The 15,819-nt window shown below is 71.1% G+C and carries 16 protein-coding genes; 13 read left to right on the plus strand and 3 right to left on the minus strand.

All coding sequences use genetic code 11. The features are described 5' to 3' along the window. Position 1: 1 nt before the first annotated feature. From ABT263_RS08430 to ABT263_RS08460, 7 genes are read left to right on the plus strand one after another with little or no spacing between them, the layout of a single operon-like run. The gene (locus tag ABT263_RS08430; RefSeq protein ID WP_352288918.1) at positions 2-1,072 is read left to right on the plus strand and encodes a cytochrome P450; all 1,071 of its coding nucleotides are present in this window, start codon (positions 2-4) and stop codon (positions 1,070-1,072) included. Continuing rightward, positions 1,069-1,575, plus strand: coding sequence for a dCTP deaminase (locus ABT263_RS08435; RefSeq protein WP_352288921.1), 507 nt, complete (start codon positions 1,069-1,071; stop codon positions 1,573-1,575). The genes ABT263_RS08430 and ABT263_RS08435 overlap by 4 nt, the downstream gene beginning before the upstream one ends. Continuing rightward, positions 1,572-2,111, plus strand: coding sequence for a dCTP deaminase (dcd, locus tag ABT263_RS08440; protein WP_352288924.1), 540 nt, complete (start codon positions 1,572-1,574; stop codon positions 2,109-2,111). The genes ABT263_RS08435 and dcd overlap by 4 nt, the downstream gene beginning before the upstream one ends. Continuing rightward, positions 2,104-2,757 (plus strand): hypothetical protein, encoded by a 654-nt coding sequence (locus tag ABT263_RS08445; RefSeq protein WP_352288927.1) that lies wholly within the window; start codon positions 2,104-2,106, stop codon positions 2,755-2,757. The genes dcd and ABT263_RS08445 overlap by 8 nt, the downstream gene beginning before the upstream one ends. Then, positions 2,754-4,511 carry an amino acid--tRNA ligase-related protein gene (locus ABT263_RS08450; protein ID WP_352288930.1) on the plus strand — a complete coding sequence of 586 codons (1,758 nt, stop codon included), beginning with the start codon at positions 2,754-2,756 and terminating at the stop codon, positions 4,509-4,511. The genes ABT263_RS08445 and ABT263_RS08450 overlap by 4 nt, the downstream gene beginning before the upstream one ends. After that, a complete protein-coding gene (locus ABT263_RS08455) occupies positions 4,508-5,353 on the plus strand; it encodes a class I SAM-dependent methyltransferase (protein ID WP_352288933.1) in 846 nt (281 codons plus the stop codon). Before ABT263_RS08450 ends, ABT263_RS08455 begins: the two co-directional genes overlap by 4 nt. Positions 5,354-5,379: 26 nt before the next feature. Then, on the plus strand, positions 5,380-5,919 hold the full coding sequence (locus tag ABT263_RS08460; RefSeq protein ID WP_352288936.1) for a P-loop nucleotide/nucleoside kinase family protein: 540 nt from the start codon (positions 5,380-5,382) through the stop codon (positions 5,917-5,919). A gap of 95 nt (positions 5,920-6,014) precedes the next feature. On the opposite strand, the gene lysS is transcribed toward ABT263_RS08460, so the two are convergent. After that, a complete protein-coding gene (lysS, locus tag ABT263_RS08465) occupies positions 6,015-7,673 on the minus strand; it encodes a lysine--tRNA ligase (RefSeq protein WP_502885773.1) in 1,659 nt (552 codons plus the stop codon). 851 nt (positions 7,674-8,524) lie between these two features. Between lysS and ABT263_RS08470 the strand changes: the two genes are divergently transcribed. Then, a complete protein-coding gene (locus ABT263_RS08470; protein ID WP_352288942.1) occupies positions 8,525-9,517 on the plus strand; it encodes a hypothetical protein in 993 nt (330 codons plus the stop codon). 71 nt (positions 9,518-9,588) lie between these two features. Here the strand turns inward: ABT263_RS08470 and ABT263_RS08475 are convergent, their stop codons facing one another. Together ABT263_RS08475 and ABT263_RS08480 are read right to left on the minus strand one after the other, a co-directional pair. Next, on the minus strand, positions 9,589-10,440 hold the full coding sequence (locus ABT263_RS08475) for an IclR family transcriptional regulator (RefSeq protein ID WP_238863340.1): 852 nt from the start codon (positions 10,438-10,440) through the stop codon (positions 9,589-9,591). A 103-nt stretch (positions 10,441-10,543) separates the two neighbouring features. Further along, positions 10,544-11,476: a quinone oxidoreductase family protein gene (locus ABT263_RS08480; RefSeq protein ID WP_352288945.1), complete on the minus strand. Its 933-nt coding sequence runs from the start codon at positions 11,474-11,476 to the stop codon at positions 10,544-10,546. An 848-nt stretch (positions 11,477-12,324) separates the two neighbouring features. On the opposite strand from ABT263_RS08480, the gene ABT263_RS08485 reads away from it, so the two are divergent. The 5 genes from ABT263_RS08485 to ABT263_RS08505 all read left to right on the plus strand — a co-directional run. Beyond that, positions 12,325-12,603 carry a hypothetical protein gene (locus ABT263_RS08485; RefSeq protein WP_352288948.1) on the plus strand — a complete coding sequence of 93 codons (279 nt, stop codon included), beginning with the start codon at positions 12,325-12,327 and terminating at the stop codon, positions 12,601-12,603. After that, entirely contained in the window at positions 12,603-13,589 is a 987-nt protein-coding gene (locus ABT263_RS08490; RefSeq protein ID WP_352288951.1) for a hypothetical protein, read from the plus strand. The genes ABT263_RS08485 and ABT263_RS08490 overlap by 1 nt, the downstream gene beginning before the upstream one ends. After that, a complete protein-coding gene (locus tag ABT263_RS08495; protein ID WP_238863344.1) occupies positions 13,589-14,296 on the plus strand; it encodes an ATP-binding protein in 708 nt (235 codons plus the stop codon). Before ABT263_RS08490 ends, ABT263_RS08495 begins: the two co-directional genes overlap by 1 nt. 102 nt (positions 14,297-14,398) lie before the next feature. Further along, a complete protein-coding gene (locus ABT263_RS08500) occupies positions 14,399-14,983 on the plus strand; it encodes a WhiB family transcriptional regulator (RefSeq protein ID WP_352288954.1) in 585 nt (194 codons plus the stop codon). Continuing rightward, positions 14,980-15,819 (plus strand): DUF2637 domain-containing protein (locus ABT263_RS08505; protein WP_352288957.1); only part of this gene is annotated, 840 nt, incomplete at its 3' end. The genes ABT263_RS08500 and ABT263_RS08505, both read left to right, overlap by 4 nt.

Below are 15,819 nucleotides of genomic sequence, written 5' to 3' on the forward strand. Positions count from 1 at the left end.
GGTGCGCCACCTGCTCAGGCGCCCGGAGTTCGTCTGCGCGCCGACCGCTGCCGGCCTGCTGGACGAGATCAACCCGGACCTGCGTCCGGCGATGGAGCCGGTGATGTCCTGGGTGCTCTACGCGGATGCGCCGCAGCACTCGCGGTTGAGGGGCCTGTTGGCGCGCGCGTTCGCTCCGCGCCGCATCGCCGCCTTGGAACCGCAGATTGCGGCGGCGGCAGATGCGCTGGTCTCGCGGTTCGTGATGGCCGGCGGAGGTGACGCGGTGCGCAGCGTCGCGGAGCCCCTGCCGGTCCACACGATCTGCGCGTTGCTCGGCATTCCGGAAGGCGATCGGGAGCTCGTCAAGGGCTGGTCCGACGACGTCATCCTGCTGACCGAGCCGACCCTCACCGACGGCCAGGAGAAGCGGCTCGCCGCCGCATGGGCGGGCCTGTGGGACTACTTCAGCGGGCTCGTCGAGCGACGCCGCAGCCATGCGTCCGCCGACATCGTCTCGGCCTTGGTTGAGGTGGAGGAGCAGGGTGAACGCCTCACGCTCGAAGAAGCCGTCTCCAACCTGATCGCTCTGCTGATCGGCGGCCACGAGACAACAACCGGTCTGATCGGCGCGGTCCTCCGGGCGATCGCCGGTCACCCGGGGGAGGCCCGGGCGGCAGTCGGGTCGGCGGAGGCCGTCGGAGGCTTCGTCGAGGAGGTCCTGCGCCTGGACGGCCCGGCGCTCATCACCGCCCGGACGGCCGCGGAGGACTGCGAGGTTCTCGGCATCCCGGTGGCGGCGGGCCGTCGCCTGGTCCTGCTCCAGGCGTCCGCGAACCGTGACCCGGAGGTGTTCGAGGGCCCGCAGGAGTTCCGTCCCGGCCGGCGGAACCCGCACGTCGCCTTCGGCTACGGCCCGCACGCCTGCTTCGGTGCCGCGCTGGCCCGCATGGAGGCCGCCGCAGTGCTGCGTGCCGTCGCCCGGTGGGGTTGCCGGCTCCATGCGGAGGACGGAGTGGTCTGGAAACCCTCGCAGGTGATCCGCTCCGCCATCTTCCTGCCGATGCGTGTCGAGCGGGAGGCGGACCGGTGATCCTTACCGGCGAGGCGATCCGGCGGTTCATCGGCCGGGGTGAGATCGTCTTCTCCCCGTACGACCGGGCCGGCGTCAACCCGAACAGCATCAACTACCACCTGGGCCGCGAGCTCAAGGTCTTCGACGATGCTGCCGGCATCTGGACGGGCGTCGAGCTGCCGGAGGGCGGGTTCGAGCTGGAGCCGCATCGCATGTACCTCGGGCACACCGAGGAGGTGATCGGCAGCAGCCTGTTCGCTATGCGGCTGATCGGATGCAGCAGCAACGGCCGCCGCGGGCTGTTTCTCCAGTTGTCGGCCGACCTGGGCCACACCACGTCCTGTCACCGTTGGACGCTGGAGATCGTCGCGGCCCTGCCGATGCGGATCTACCCAGGCATGGTCGCGGGCCAGGTCTCCTTCTGGCACAACACCGGGATCATCCGACCCACCTTGGCGACCTACGCCCTCTTCAACCACGCCTGCGAGACCCAGCCGCCGATGATCGGAGCGCCGTCGTGATCCTCACCGGACCCCAGATCGCCCGGGAAGTCGAACAGGGCCGCATCAGGATCGACCCGTTCGATCCGGCCCGGTGTACCACCAACAGCTACGACCTGGCGCTGGGCAGCCTGGTCGGCGTCTACCTCGACGAGGTCCTGGACCCGAGGCACGAGCCCGAGGTCGAGTACCGCGAGATCCCGTCGACCGGGTACCGCCTGGAGCGCGGCGACTTCGTCCTGGGCCACACCGTCGAACGCTTCGGCAGCGACGCGCTCGTACCCATCGTGCACGCCAAGTCCGGGTTCGCCCGCCGCGGGACGTTCGCCCACTGCACCGCCGACCTCATCGACCTCGGCTTCTACGGGCGCTCCACCCTCCAGCTGTACGCCACTCTCCCGACGCTTCTGTACCCCGGCATGCCCGTGGCACAGGTCAGCTTCTGGCAAACGTTCGGGGAGATCGACCAGCTGTACGCCGGGAAGTACCAGGGCGCGGACGGCCCGGTGCCCTCGCGCAGCCACCTCGACGCCTGGGCGGTGGCCGCCCGTGGCTGACAACGGCTTCGAGCCCATCCGCCGCGGATCCGCCTGCCCGTTCGCCGCCCGGGCCCGCATCGAGGCCGCTCCCGCCTACCCGGGGACCGAGCCGTTCGAGGCCGGCCTGGCAGCCGGGCCCGTCCTGGTCGACTTCGCGCGCCGCGTCGAGGACGAGGAACTCGACGGCCTCGTCCTCCAACTCACCGACCCCGGCCTCGGTGCCACCCTCGACGCCGTCGTCACCACCGTCCGGAAGACCGTCACCGGCCTGCTGGCTGCGACCGGCGCCGACCCGGCCGCCGAACTCGCACACGCGGGTGCCGACGGCTGGTGGCTGCGGCTGGCCGGCATCCGTTGGTTCCTCGTCGTCTTCGCCCCCTGCTATCCCGACACCTCCCCACGCTCCACCCGAGGCTCGGCCTCCACCTTCCTCCTCCTCCAGCCCGTCCACACCTTCGACCGGCATGCCACCCCCAAGGGCACAGTCATCGCGCCCGCCGTCCGGGAGCGCATCCGCGACGCCCACCACGCCGCTGGCACCCCCTACGACTCCGAGCTCGCCCAAGGGACGACCGAGGCAGCCAAGTTCGTCGCCGCACTCGGCCCCGGTGACCCGCCCGTCACCTGGTGGCACCCCCGCCCGACCGAACCGGAGAGGACATGACCACCACCACCCTCGCCACCCTGGCCGACACCATCGCCGCCACGCACCGCTCCACAACACCCACGACGTGGGACGCGCCCACCGAACTGCTCAGCGCCGCCGCGGTGTTGTTCACCACCCACCCCGCCGACGGCACCGACGAACTCCTGGCCGGCATCGCCCGCCTTCTCGCTCACGGCCCCCACCCCGCCGTCACCCTCCACGCCGACCCGCCCGCCCGGGGCCCGCGCGAACGGGACATCCTTCACCACACCCTCGCCGCCGCCGCCGAACCCGGCCGACCGCCCTGGCCCTACGGCCCCGCCGACCCCGCCCGCCTGGCCGCCACCGCCCACGCGCTCACCGCCACCATCCCCTGCCGCCTGACCGCCCTGCGCGCCGCCGCGGTCCTCCACCTCCTGCGCCTGCTCCCCGACACCGACGAACACCTCCACCGCGACCTGATCCGCCGCACCGCCTGGCTCCTCGACCCCCGAACCGACGACCCGGTCACCCTGCTGCTGACCCTCACCGCCTCCTACGACCCGATCGCCCCGGCCCCCCGTAGCCGCTCCCGAACCCGTGAACACCCGCTGGAGCCGCTCCCGCTCGCTGACTGGGACCTCTGGCCGGCTCCCGGCCAAGTCCTTACCCTGTCCGGGCGCATCACCGCGGTCCGCGCGCACAGCCACGTCGTCTTCGCCGACCTCACCTGGGACCGCCACAGCGCCCAACTCGCCTTCGACCCCGCCGTCGCCCTGCACACCGGCGATCTCGTCGCTGCCCGAGGCACCTGCTCCACCAGCCGCACAGGCCGCCCGACCCTGTTCATCCGCCACCTGGAGCGCCACGAGCCCGGTGCCCCACCACCGTTACCGTCCGCCGCCCCCCTCACTCCACTCCTCGGCCCGCTCCGCGCGTACCTGGCCGCAGCCGACTTCCGCGAGACCATGAGCCCCGTCCTCACCGACGGCTTCTTCGGCGGTGCAGCACGGCCGTTCACCACCTGGGCGCACGCCGCCGGACGCCGCCAGTACCTGCGCGTCACCACCGAACTCGACCTGCTCGCCGTCATCGCGGCCGGCACCACCCGCTGCTACGAGATCGGCCCGAGCTTCCGCAACGAGGGACAACGCGGCCGGTCCGCCGTCGAGTTCGTGATGCTGGAGGCGTACGCCGCCGACCTCACTCTCGACCAGGCCACCGTCTACCTCGCCGACCTTGTCACCGCCACCACGGGCATCGCCGCGCCGCTGGCCCGCCGCACCTTCGACGACGCCTTCGCCGAGATCACCGGAATCCACCCCGCCGACACCACCGCCGTCCGGGCCCTCGCCGCCGAGCGCACCCCGTACACCGCCGAGCACACCGACGAGCCCGACCGCCTCGCCCGGCGCCTGTGGCGCCACAGCGTCCGGCAGCACCTGCGCGGCCTGACCGCGATCACCCACATCCCCGGCCCCGCCTCCCCCCTGATCGCCGGCACCGGCCGCCGGGCCCACCGCGTCTGGCTCTACGCCGACGGCCTCGAACTCGCCGAGATCGCCGCCAACGAACGCGACCCCGCCCGCCTGGCCGCCGCCTTCGCCACCCAGTTCACGGCCGACCGCCACCTCGCCCACCGCACCTACCAGCAGGTCATCGACCTGTTCGACAGCGCACTGCCCCCGTGCGTCGGCTTCGGCATGAGCGTCACCCGCCTGGCCGACCTGCGCCCCGCCCTCGTGCCGGCCCAGCGCCGCACTCCCGCCCGTACCACCGAAAGGACCCCATGACCATCGCGACCACATGGCCCCTGCCCACGGCGCCCAGGTCCGCCGACGCCGTCCGGGCCGCCAGCTATCCCGACTTCGTCGCCATGACCAACCAGACCAACGTCATGCCCGGCGCCCACGCCACGCTGAACACCTGGGCGCTGCACTCCCGCCTCGGCCCCCAGTACCACCTCCTCGACGCCGCGTGCACCACCGGCTTCACCTCCCGCGAACTCGCCCGCCTCACCGGCTGCACCGCCACCGGGTTCGACCTCAGCCATGACTCGGTCGCCCTCGCCCGCTACAACCACCGCCTCCTCGACCCCACTCTCCGCCTCACCTACCACCAGGCCGACGGCACCACCTACCGGCCCGAGCACACCTTCAGCCACATCGCCGTCGGCGCCGCCCTCGGCTTCTTCCCCGACCCGCCCGCCATGGCGACGCGGCTGCTCAGCTTCCTCGACGACGGCGGATACGTCCTCGCCGCCCCGTTCTGGGCCTCCGAGCCACTCCCCGACCACGCCGCAGCCGTCCGCCGCGAGGTCTTCGGCATCACCAGCCCCATGGAGACCCGCGACCAGGCTCTCGCCCTGTTCGCCGGCCTCGACGTCCTCCACCAGGCCGACCACACCCTCACCGCCGAACCCGCCGCCGCCATCGAGCACTACTGCCGCTCCACCGTCGACCGCGCGTGCGAGCAGAGCGGCAACACCGACCCCGCCGTCCGCACCGCCATGACCGAACGCCTTCGCGAGATCAAGCACGCCACGAACACCCTGCGCGCCCACCAGCGCTACACCGTGCTGGTCCTGCGCTACGACGCCCGCGCCTACCCGAACCGTTACGTCGAACTCTTCTGACCGCCCGACGGAGAAAGGTCCCGACCGTGTTCGTCTTCGTCAACGGCCCGTTCGGTGTCGGCAAGAGCACCACCACCGCCCTGCTCGCCGAACAGCTGCCCCAGGCCCTGGTCATCAACCCCGAGGCCATCGGCCACATGCTCTGGGACCAGCTCCCCGAGGCCCTGCGCACCGAGGAGTTCGAGCTGGAACCGCTCTGGCCGCCGCTCACCCACTGCATGCTCGACCAGGCCGCCCGGGCCTACGACCGCCCGGTCATCGTCCCGATGACCATCGCCCGCCACACCGTCTTCGACCGGATCGTTCGCCCCCTGCACGAGGCAGGCCACCACGTGCACCACTTCACCCTGCTCGCCCCGCCCGCCGTCATCCGCGCCCGTCTGCGCGAGCGCGGCGAAGGCCCGGACAAGTGGGGCCCGCTCAGCTGGGAGGGCAACCAGGTCGAACGCTGCCTCGAAGCCCTGCGACAACCGGCCTTCGCCGAGCACATCGACACCGCTCACCGTCCGGCCGCCGAGGTCGCCGATGAGATCCTCACCCGCACCGGACTCCGACCCGCAGCCTGACCCGACGCCGAGGGCCGGGCCGGAGCAACACGCTCCGGCCCGGCCCTCGGCCGCCTGTGCGAGAAGGCCGGCGACCACGGCCCCGGCCTCCCGCACTACGCGACGGTCAGCAGCGACCGGATCCGCTCCGCCCCGAGCGCCAGCAGCAGGGTGGGCAGCCGCGGACCGGTGTCCCGCCCCACCAGCAGCTCGTACAACAGCACGAACAGCTCCCGCTGGGCCACCTTCAGCTCCGGCGACGCCGGAGCGTCCAATGGCAGCCCCGCCTGGACCTTCGGCACCCCGTACACCAGCGACGTCAACCCATCGAGCGACCAGTGCCCGTCCAGACCGTCCAGCAGCAGTTTCAGCGCTTCCCGCTTCGCCGCCGACAGCTGCTCCAGCCGCTCCCGGTCCGGCTCCGTGCGTACCTGGGTCCGGTCCTCGGCCGGGACATAGGTACTGACCCACGCCTGCGCGCGGTCCAGCCGAGGCCGGGCCTCGTCCAGGCCCGCCAGCGGCTCCTCGACGGTGAAGTCCTGCAGGATACGAAGAGTCTGCTCCGGGTCGCCGGCCGCGACGTCCGCCACCGAGGCCAGCGTACGGAAAGGCAGCGGGCGGGGCGTGGTCGGAAGCGGACCGGACGCCGGGCCCACCGAACGGGCCCGCACCGCTGCCTCAAGGTCCGTGGCCGTACCCGAGGCCACCTTGCGGCCGAGCGCGTCCCACTCGTCATAGACCCGCAGGATCTCCGCGTCCAGCGCGATCTGGAACGACTGCCGCGGCTGACGCCGGTTGTAGAGCCAGCGAAGCACCGCAGGCTCCAGCACCTCCAAGATGTCGATCGGAGTGGGCACGCCACCCTTCGAACTGCTCATCTTGGCCATACCACTGATCCCGACGAAGCTGTACCCGAGGTAGGACGGGGGAAGTCCGGCGAAGACCTCGCGCACCACCTGCGACCCGACCGTGAAGGACGAGCCCGGCGAGGAGTGATCGACACCGCCGGCCTCGAAGGTCACACCCTCGAAGGCCCAGCGCATCGGCCAGTCCACCTTCCAGACCAGCTTCCCGCCATCGGTCTCGGCCAGCGCGAATCCGCCTCCGTGACCGCACTCGCACCGATATTCCATGGCCGTACTGGCGTCATCGAAGCTGGTGACCGTTGTGGAGTCCCGGCCGCAGACCTCGCAGTACGGCCGATACGGGTAGTAGCCCCCGGCGCCGCCGGCAGCCACGTCCTCCTCGTCCTGCTCCACCTCGACGTCGGTCTTCTTCGTCCGGTACCGCCCGAGGACGCCGTCGATCTGCTGTCGGTGACGCATCGCGTGCACGACCCGCTCGCGGTAGGCCCCGGATTTGTACATCTGCGTCTGGCTGATCTCCTCAACCTCGACGCCGAGTTGGGCGAGGGCCGAACGCAGTGGGGCTTTGAAGTGCTCCGCCCAACTGTCATGTTCGCCGCAGGGATCGGGCACCGCGGTCAGGGGTCGTCCGATGTGCTCGGCAAAGCTGGCCGGGACGCCAGCCGGCACCTTGCGGAGCCGGTCGTAGTCGTCCCAGGACAACAGATGCCGACACTCCAGCCCCCGGCGCCGAATCTCGTCCGCCACGAAGTGCGGAACCATGATCTCGCGGAGATTTCCCAGGTGCACCGGCCCGGACGGACTAATTCCGGATGCGCACACCAGCGGAGCCCCGCCACGGCGTTTGCCCTCGGCGATCACCTGGTCCGCAGCGGCGACCACCCAATCGCTCTGTTGCTTCACGCCCACGTCAAGTCCTCCGGCTGATGGGGATTCAGGTGGTCATAGATTAGAGCCGAAATCAGCTGATCCGAACCACAACGCGACAGTGCGTCACTGTCTGCAGGTCCCTTCCGCGACCGTGCCCGCTCGGCAGAGGTGGGGCGAGCCATGCAGGGGTCATGAACGAGTCCACCTGGCCCGCCGACTGGACCGACCGAACGGCCGGTCTTGACTGCGGGATGTACGCCAACCGGGGTCTGGAAGACAGCGGGTACGGGGTGCACACCCTGAAAGGCAGCTACGCCGATGTCTGCTTGAACTGGGTCCTCCTGCGCGGATACGCCGTGGCGATCTGGAACGGACCGCACGTCTCCGAGCCGACCCAGTATGCCCCGGACGAGGCGATCGGCTTCTTCGCCGAGGTGCTCTGCGCAGGCCGCACAATCGAGCAGTGCCTGCGACTGGCCAAAATGAACTACGAACTTCGGGGCAGCGCGGTCCCGCACCTCCACGCGCACGTGATCCCAAGGCATCGCGACGACCCCGAGCCTGGCGCGTACTGCCCTCGGTGCTTCTCCAAGGCCGCTCCGCCTACTACCACCAGTTCGGTATTGAGACCGTGGGAGTCCCTGAGCTGGTTTCCCGAGCCCTGTCGCTCTATTGGCAGAGCGAGCGAGGGCCGACGCCCGAAGCTGGTGTGCAGTCCAGCAGTGTGGGCAGCTCCCGCCACAGGGACCGCAACCGCGTGCCCGGACTGTGATCGAGGTCGCTCGAACTGGGCTTCCGGTGATGGGACTTGTCTGTGCTACGTTCCGTAGTCCAATCAAATACAGGTGACCCCGGCGGTGCGCTAACACCCCGGGGTCCGGCAACAGGAGATGCGACTCCCGATGCAGGTACATCGTAGCGCCCACGCGCGCAACTTCACCGTGCTGCCCAACTCCATTCTCCAGGACCGACGGCTGACCATGGCCGCCCGCGGCCTGCTCAGCGACCTTCTGTCCCGGCCCAAGCGCTGGCGCGAGGACGCCCGGCAGATGGCCGACTCGGGCCCCGACAGCCGGGCGGCGGTCCGCAAGGCGCTGAAGGAGCTGATCGAGGCCGGGTACTACGTGGTTCGCAAGATCCGCGGGGCCGACGGGCGGATCCGTAGCGAGGCGCACGTCTACGACACCCCGCAGCTCCCTGGCCTGAAGGCTGCCGAGGAGCTACTGGAGGCGACGAAGCCGCAGGTGGGGCCGAGTGTGGCGCGTCCGGCGTCCGGTGTGCCGGACTCCGGTGGTGCTGGCGTCCTTGTACTAAAGGAACTGGAGAAAGAACCCTCCCTCCCCGCCCGTGGCGACGAAGGTGACCGGAAGCCTTCCGCGTCGCCAGCGCGGCGCCCGGAGGCAGAGGGCGGGAGGGCGAAGGCTTCGATCGAGGACCTGGAGGGACCGATGCAGGCGGCGGCCCTGGCTCTGTACCGGGTGCTGAAGGACGAGCCGCGTCTGCGGCTCGGCGAGGCGGAGGTGGTGGAGCTGGCGCCGCTGGTGGGGCGCTGGCTGGCGGTGGGCTGCGGTCCGGCGGAGCTGGCCGCCGCGCTGCTGCCGGGGCTGCCGGGGCAGATCTTCTCCCCAGCGGCGGTGGTGCGCGATCGGCTCCTGCGTAAGATGCCGCCCTCGATCCGCCGGGCGGAGTCGCTGGCGCCCGTGTGCGAGCACGAGTGCGACAACTGCCGGGCTCCGATGAGCAGGCCGGGGTTGTGCGGGCGGTGCTCGGGACGCTCCGGCCGCGTTGTCGCCGGGATCGGCAGCGGCGAGCCGTACACGGCGGCCGGGGCGGCGCGGGCCCGGGCTGCGATGCGCGGGCGGCGGCAGCCGGCCACGGTGTGACAGCGGGTACGCCGAGGGTGGCGTCGGCCGTCCCCTCCCCTCGAAGGGACGGCCGACACGGCTTGGCGGGGCTAGAGAACGGCGGAGACCGGGGTGGTGGTCAGGTCGCTGATGTCCTTGGCGGCCCGCAGGGTGTGGTGGATCAGCGGGCGCAGGTCTTCCGGCATCGTGCTGGTGGGCTTCAGCAGCAGGACGGAGCCCATGACCTGGGAGCGCCAGAACACGGGGGCCGCAACGCTGTCCCATCCCGCCATGCACTCCTGGCGGCCGATGGCGTAGCCGCGTTCGCGGATGACGAGCAGGGAGTCGGCCAGCTGCTGGTTGTCCCTGATCACGCCGGGGCCCGCGGTGGGGGGCACTTCCTCCGCGAGGACCTGCTCGCGGGCGTCCTGCGGCAGATAAGCGAGGATCGCCCGGCCGGAGGCCCCGGTGCGCAGCGACCGGGAGACCGAGACGACGTCCTCCGCCGTCATGCCGACCTCTGCCGGGTCCATGCCGCCGATTTCGTAGTCGGTGCACAGGCGCTTCGCGCCGCCGAACGCCGAAAGGACGTAGAGGAGGGCGAGGCCGCCGGTGGCCTGGTGGAGCCGGACGAGGTAGGTGTGCGTGCCGGTGGCTCCCGGAAGGCGGTTCATGGCCTGGACGCCGGCGCGGGCGGTGCCGGTGCCGAGCCGGTACATGCCTCGGCCGACCTGCTCGAAGATGTGCTTGTCGACGCCGTCCTGCAGGATGCGGTGGGTGGTGGCCTCGGGCAGCTTGGCCACGCGGGCGATGTCCCGCAGTGCGTGGACATGGCCCGGAAGCTGGGCGAGCGCCTGCTGGACGACGTAGGCGCGGGCGGCGAGGGAGCCGGACTTCGCGGGTTGCGTGCTGCCCTGACGGTGCACGGGAACGCTGTCCTCGTGCGCGGTGCTGATGGTCATGTGTAGGTTCCCCCAGAGGGTTAGTCGTGCCCTTCCGGGTCGCGATTGGGAGGTCGCCTGGCCCGCGCGGTGGGGGCCAGGCGAGGAGTGGGTGACCCTGGGGTCAGCTGCGGACGTTGAGGACGACCTTGCCGGAGGTCAGGCGGGCGGCGAGGTCGGTGTGCGCCTGGCGGGCCTGGCCGAGCTTGTAGACGGGGCCCGGCAGCGGCTTGAGCCAGCCTTCCTGGACGGCGTCGAACAGCGCGGTCATTGAGTCGTTGATGTGGGTGCGCGACGGGTAGAGGGAGGGCAGCCAGAATCCGGTGACCGACTTGCTCTGGCCGACGAGCTGCGTGATCGGGACGAGTCCTTCGACGCCGGTGACCGCGCCGAAGACGGACATCCGGCCGCGGGGGGTGAGGGCGTTGAGCGTGGCGTAGAAGACATCGCCGCCGGTCATCTCCAGAGCGGCGGTGACCTGCCCGCCGGCCGCCTCGACGATCCGCTCGGCGAGGTCCTCGGTAGTGGAGGAGTCGACGACGGCGTCGGCGCCGAGGCCGAGGGCGATCCGGCGCTTGTCCTCGGTGCCGGCCATGGCGACGACCTTCGCCCCGGTGCGCTTGGCGAGCTGCACGGCGAGCGAGCCGACGCCGCCTGCCGCGGCGGGCACCAGCAGGGTGTCCTCGGCTGTCAGCTTGAGGTCCGTGTGCAGAAGGTGCCAGGCCGTGTTGCCCTGGAGCATGAGCGCGACGGCGTCGTGGTCGCTGACGCCGTCGGGCACCTCGAAGGCCAGCTTCCGGTGCGCCGCGACGACCTCGGCGTAGCCGCCGCCCTTGCCGAGGGCCACGTAGCGCCGGCCGTCCTCGGCCTCGCCGAGGACCTCGTTGCCCGGGACGAACGGGCAGGGCATCGGCGCGGGGTAGGTGCCTTCCCGCAGGTGGATATCGGCGAAGTTCACGCCGGCGAGGATGGTGCGCAGCCGCAGCCGGCCCGGCCGGATCTCGGGCTCGGGTATCTCGCACAGCTCCAGGACCTCGGGGCCGCCGAATTCTTTCACAGCAATCGCACGCATTGTTCAACCCTGAACATTCGAAGTTGGTATTCATGCGAACCCGGGGGCTCGGCTATGGAATATACCGGCCTTCGAATCGGCGACTTCGATTTTGCATATAGGGGTCTCCGGTCGTCGAATCGATCAAGATCCCTTACCCAGTGTTCTATGTCACGTCACTCAGAGTTGCAGGAGTCGGGTCGTTGCTCACTGTGAGGATTGCAGGTCGTGATGTGTGCGTTGGCTGCCCGCCCCCTTGCGGAGGGTGATTCCATCCGGCATTCCAAGATCATTTTCCAGCCTCTGGAAAACCGGTCGCGCTACCCGCGTAGATCCCGCGAATTCGTTGACCGGTATCCAGGTGGCTACCTATTGTCGTCCCCGGCGGTGCAGACCTGCGCTGCATTTTTGACGGGGGGTCACATTTCGATGGCGGAACAATTTATATGGCCGGTTCCGGCGTGGGTCGCTCCGCAAGTCGCCGACCTCCCGGCGGCGGCTGTCACGGTGGGTGAAAACCTGCGCAAGGTGCGGCCTGTACGAACAGTGACATCGCCTGCCGCCGTCGCTCGCCGCCGCTATCTCGGCAGCGGTCGGTGGTGACTCAGGGCGGCGACCCTGACTGAGCCCCGAGGGTCGGGGCGGAAACGACGACGGCGCCCGGAGCTGGAACTCCGAGCGCCTGTCGTAACACCGTGTGAGTCGTTCGACACAACCCGCAGGCGGCCTGCCTTTGGACGAGCCCGGCCAGCCTGCTACCACACAGAAGGTAGTGAACCATGCTTGCGCTTCTGCGTACAGGCGGAGCGGCACAGGGCCGACCCGCCGCGCACCACCCCGCAGTCCTGGACCGGATGTCGGAAGGCACCCGGCACGCCGTCACGGACAGTCTCCGACGGGTCGCCCCGGACGCCGACGTCGTGCGGATCTCGGTGTCCGAGCCTCACGGTCTGTGGTTGGCCCGCGCCTACGACCGCGCCCACATGCCCGTCGGACTGCCGCTCGCGGTCGAGGAGGCGGTGGCCCACTGGGTCGCCCGAGACCTCCCCTCCCTGGACTGGCGCCACCAGCACGACGTCGACCTCGCCACCGGAACCGTGGTCCCGGCCGGCGCGCTCGCGAAGGCGGCGTGATGGCGGTCCAGGACGGGCGCATCCGCACCCACAAGCCTGAGATGTCCCGGGACGCCAAGCTGGCGGAGGTCTCCCTCAGCGCCGAGCGGACGTTCATATACATGCTCAACTACGTCGACGACACCGGCCGGATCATCGACGACGCCGGCATCGTTCGCGGGCTCATCTGGAAGAGGAAGAAGAGCTGGGACGGCGGAGTCCACACCGCCGAGCGCGTCGAGGAGGACCTGAGCCAGCTGGCCGACGTCGGCCTCGTCTGCCGCTACCTCAACCCTGCTGACGACGGCGAGGAACTCCTCCACATCGTCACCTTCAACAAGCACCAGAAGATCGACCGCCCCAGCCAGAGCAGGCTGGCTCCCTGCCCGCTCCACCAGACCCAGGAAGCCGCACTCGACCGGCCGGCCCCCGCTGCCCGCGCTCGCAGGAAGGCCGCGACCGACCGCAACCCCGAGCACCTCTCCAGCGAGGTACCCGGCACCGGGAACCAGGACACCGCCGGACACACCGAGAGCGCCGAAGAGCAGACCCCGCACCCTTCGACGACACCCTCGACGACAGCCTCCACGAAGGGATCCAGGATCACGGATCCTGGATCACCCCCTCCGGGGGGCGGCTGCGCCGCGCCCGCCGAGGACTGCACGGTGGAGGGGCCGGACGCGGAGCGCGTTGCCGCGATGCACCCGCACACCACCGGTGCCAACGCTCTGGTCGCCGAATACGTCCGCACCTGCCCGCAGCCGCCCAGCCCGCGCTTTCGCGGGCACCTCGGGCGCGAGGTGCAGCAGCTCCTTGCCTCCGGCTACAGCCAGGAGCAGGTCCGGGCGGGCCTGCGGCTGCTGGCCCACAAGCCCATGAACCCCTCCGCACTGGAGGGCTTCGTCCAGGAAGCACTCACCCCCGGCCGCCCCCGCAGCGCCGGCGCGCCGTACCGGGCGTGGACCAACCCGACCGGCGGGTCCGCCGCCTACACCGGGGAGCTGTGATGGCCGGCCGCGACCGCGAACCGCGCCGGGCCGGCACCGGCCTGCAGGGCATCGTCGACCGCTTCGCGCGCCTCGGCGTCGACCCCGCCGTGATCGGAGTGCCCGAGCGCTCCGCCGTCCCGCAGCCCAACAACCGGGACGCCCTGGAGCTGGCCGCCTCGCGGATCCCGCCCCGCTTCCACGACGCCACGGCCGACGACCCGCAGGTCCTTGCCTGGGTCGAGCACGTCAAGCAAGCCGCCCGCCGCGGCCCCGAAGGGCAGCTCGGCATCGCTCGCGCCTCCTCGCTGCTGCTGCTCGGTGAGACCGGCACCGGCAAGACCCACCAGGCGTACGGTGCGATCCGCTCCCTGCTCGGCGCCGGCGTCCGGCTGCGCTGGCAGGCGATCACCTCGGTCGGCCTGCACGCCATGATGCGACCGCGCCCCGGCGCGGACGCCGAGCGCGAGATGCGAGACCTGGAGCGCACCCCCCTGCTGCTCGTGGACGACCTCGGCGCAGGCCGGGCCTCGGAGTTCACCGAGGAGACGACGTACCGGTTGATCAACCACCGGTACGAGCAGCAGCTGCCGACCATCATCACGAGCAACATCACCCCGGCCGAACTGGCCGGCCTGCTCGGCGACCGCACGGCCAGCCGCCTGCGCCAGATGTGCCACAAGGCAGTCCTCGCCGGACCCGATCGGCGACGCGCCCCCCTCTTCTGATCCCCGTACACCCAGCGCTCCCGCGCGAGGCCGGCCGAGCCGCCCCCGGGATCCGCCATGCCCGCCCGCCGATCCGGCGGCGCGACCGGAGACCTGCCCCGAATGAACACGACCACCGCTGCTGTCGCGGCCGACCTCGATGCCGCCTACACCGTCCCGGACCGCCCGGACCGCCCGGACCCCCGCTGGCGCCTGAAGGCCGAGTGCGCCGAAATCCCCAACCCCGACATCTTCTTCGCCCCGCCCCGCGTCGCCGGCCACCGCCAGGCCCTCGCCCTGTGCCGGCAGTGCCCGGTCCGCAGCGAGTGCCTCCAGGACGCCGTCGAGTGCGGCGTGCGCGACGGCATCCGCGGAGGCCACATGGAAGACCAGCTCGACGAGATGGTCACTTACCACGAGGACCGCCGACTCGACCTCGACCGTGTCCGCACCACCCTGACCAGCACCCAGCGCCCGCGTCTGTCCGAACGCGAGAAGCGCGCGGTCGTCCGCGTCGCCATCGAGGCCGGCATCCCGCTCGCCGTCTGGTCCGAAGCACTGGGCATCGGCTACAAGGCCGCGGCCAAGCGCCGCAGCCGGGCCAACACCCAGCTGGAGAGCATCCCCGCCTCGATGCGCCACCAGGAGATCACGCTGTCGAAGGAGCTGCGTAAGGTCCCCACGACGCGCCTGGCGGTCGCCGCGTGATCAACCGCCGACCCCGGGTATCCCCCTGGGACCTCGCGGCGATCGGCGTGCTCGGCGCCTTCGGCTTCGCCCTCTCCTACGACGCTCTCCAGCAGATGGCACAGGCGATCCACGTCCGGGGACAGCTCTCCTACCTGTTCCCGGTCGTCGTCGACGGCTTCATCGGCTACGGCGTCCGCGCGCTGGTGATCCTGCGGGAAGCACCCTGGACCGCTCGCGCCTACACCTGGGCGCTGTTCTCCAGCGCCACCGGCACCAGCGTGTGGGCCAACGCCGCCCACGCCGTCCGCCTGAACCAACAGGCCGCCGCACAAGCGGACAGCCTGCAACTGGGCGACACCGCCGTCGGAGCCCTGAGCACCATCGCGCCCCTCGCACTGGCCGGCGCCGTCCACCTCGGGATCATCGTCACGCGCCACGGCACCACTACGCCCGAATCCGCAGACCAGCCCACCCTGCCGGCCGCAGTAGGCCCCATTGCCGGAACAGGCACCGACCCGGTCGTCGAGGCGACCGACCACCTCGACGCCGCGACCAGCACACTGATGAAGGCCGTCACCCGAGCGGAACTGGAGCCCGCGCCCGAACGGACCCCAACGCCAGCGCCCAGGTCCGCCGAAGACAAACTCCGCGCGCACCGCAAGGGCACACGGCTGCGCGAACGCATCGCGACACGGATCCGCCGACGCATCGACCGCGATAGTCCGGGCGTGGACGGTCCGGGCTCTCGGTCCGGCGGTCCGGGCGTGGACGGTCCGGGCTCTCGGTCCGGCGGTCCGGGCGTGGACGGTCCGGGCTCTCGGTCCGGCGGTCCGGGCGTGGACGGTCCGGGCACG

It is taken from the genome of Kitasatospora sp. NPDC001603, assembly GCF_040298365.1.
In the GTDB taxonomy this organism is placed as follows: Bacteria; Actinomycetota; Actinomycetes; order Streptomycetales; family Streptomycetaceae; genus Kitasatospora.

Coding starts and splice junctions, on each gene's coding strand:
- ABT263_RS08450 (WP_352288930.1), top strand. CDS start 2,754: ATGACCACCACCACCCTCGCCACCCTGGCCGACACCATCGCCGCCACG.
- ABT263_RS08455 (WP_352288933.1), top strand. CDS start 4,508: ATGACCATCGCGACCACATGGCCCCTGCCCACGGCGCCCAGGTCCGCC.
- ABT263_RS08470 (WP_352288942.1), top strand. CDS start 8,525: ATGCGACTCCCGATGCAGGTACATCGTAGCGCCCACGCGCGCAACTTC.
- ABT263_RS08475 (WP_238863340.1), bottom strand. CDS start 10,440: ATGACCATCAGCACCGCGCACGAGGACAGCGTTCCCGTGCACCGTCAG.
- ABT263_RS08485 (WP_352288948.1), top strand. CDS start 12,325: ATGTCGGAAGGCACCCGGCACGCCGTCACGGACAGTCTCCGACGGGTC.
- ABT263_RS08490 (WP_352288951.1), top strand. CDS start 12,603: ATGGCGGTCCAGGACGGGCGCATCCGCACCCACAAGCCTGAGATGTCC.
- ABT263_RS08495 (WP_238863344.1), top strand. CDS start 13,589: ATGGCCGGCCGCGACCGCGAACCGCGCCGGGCCGGCACCGGCCTGCAG.
- ABT263_RS08500 (WP_352288954.1), top strand. CDS start 14,399: ATGAACACGACCACCGCTGCTGTCGCGGCCGACCTCGATGCCGCCTAC.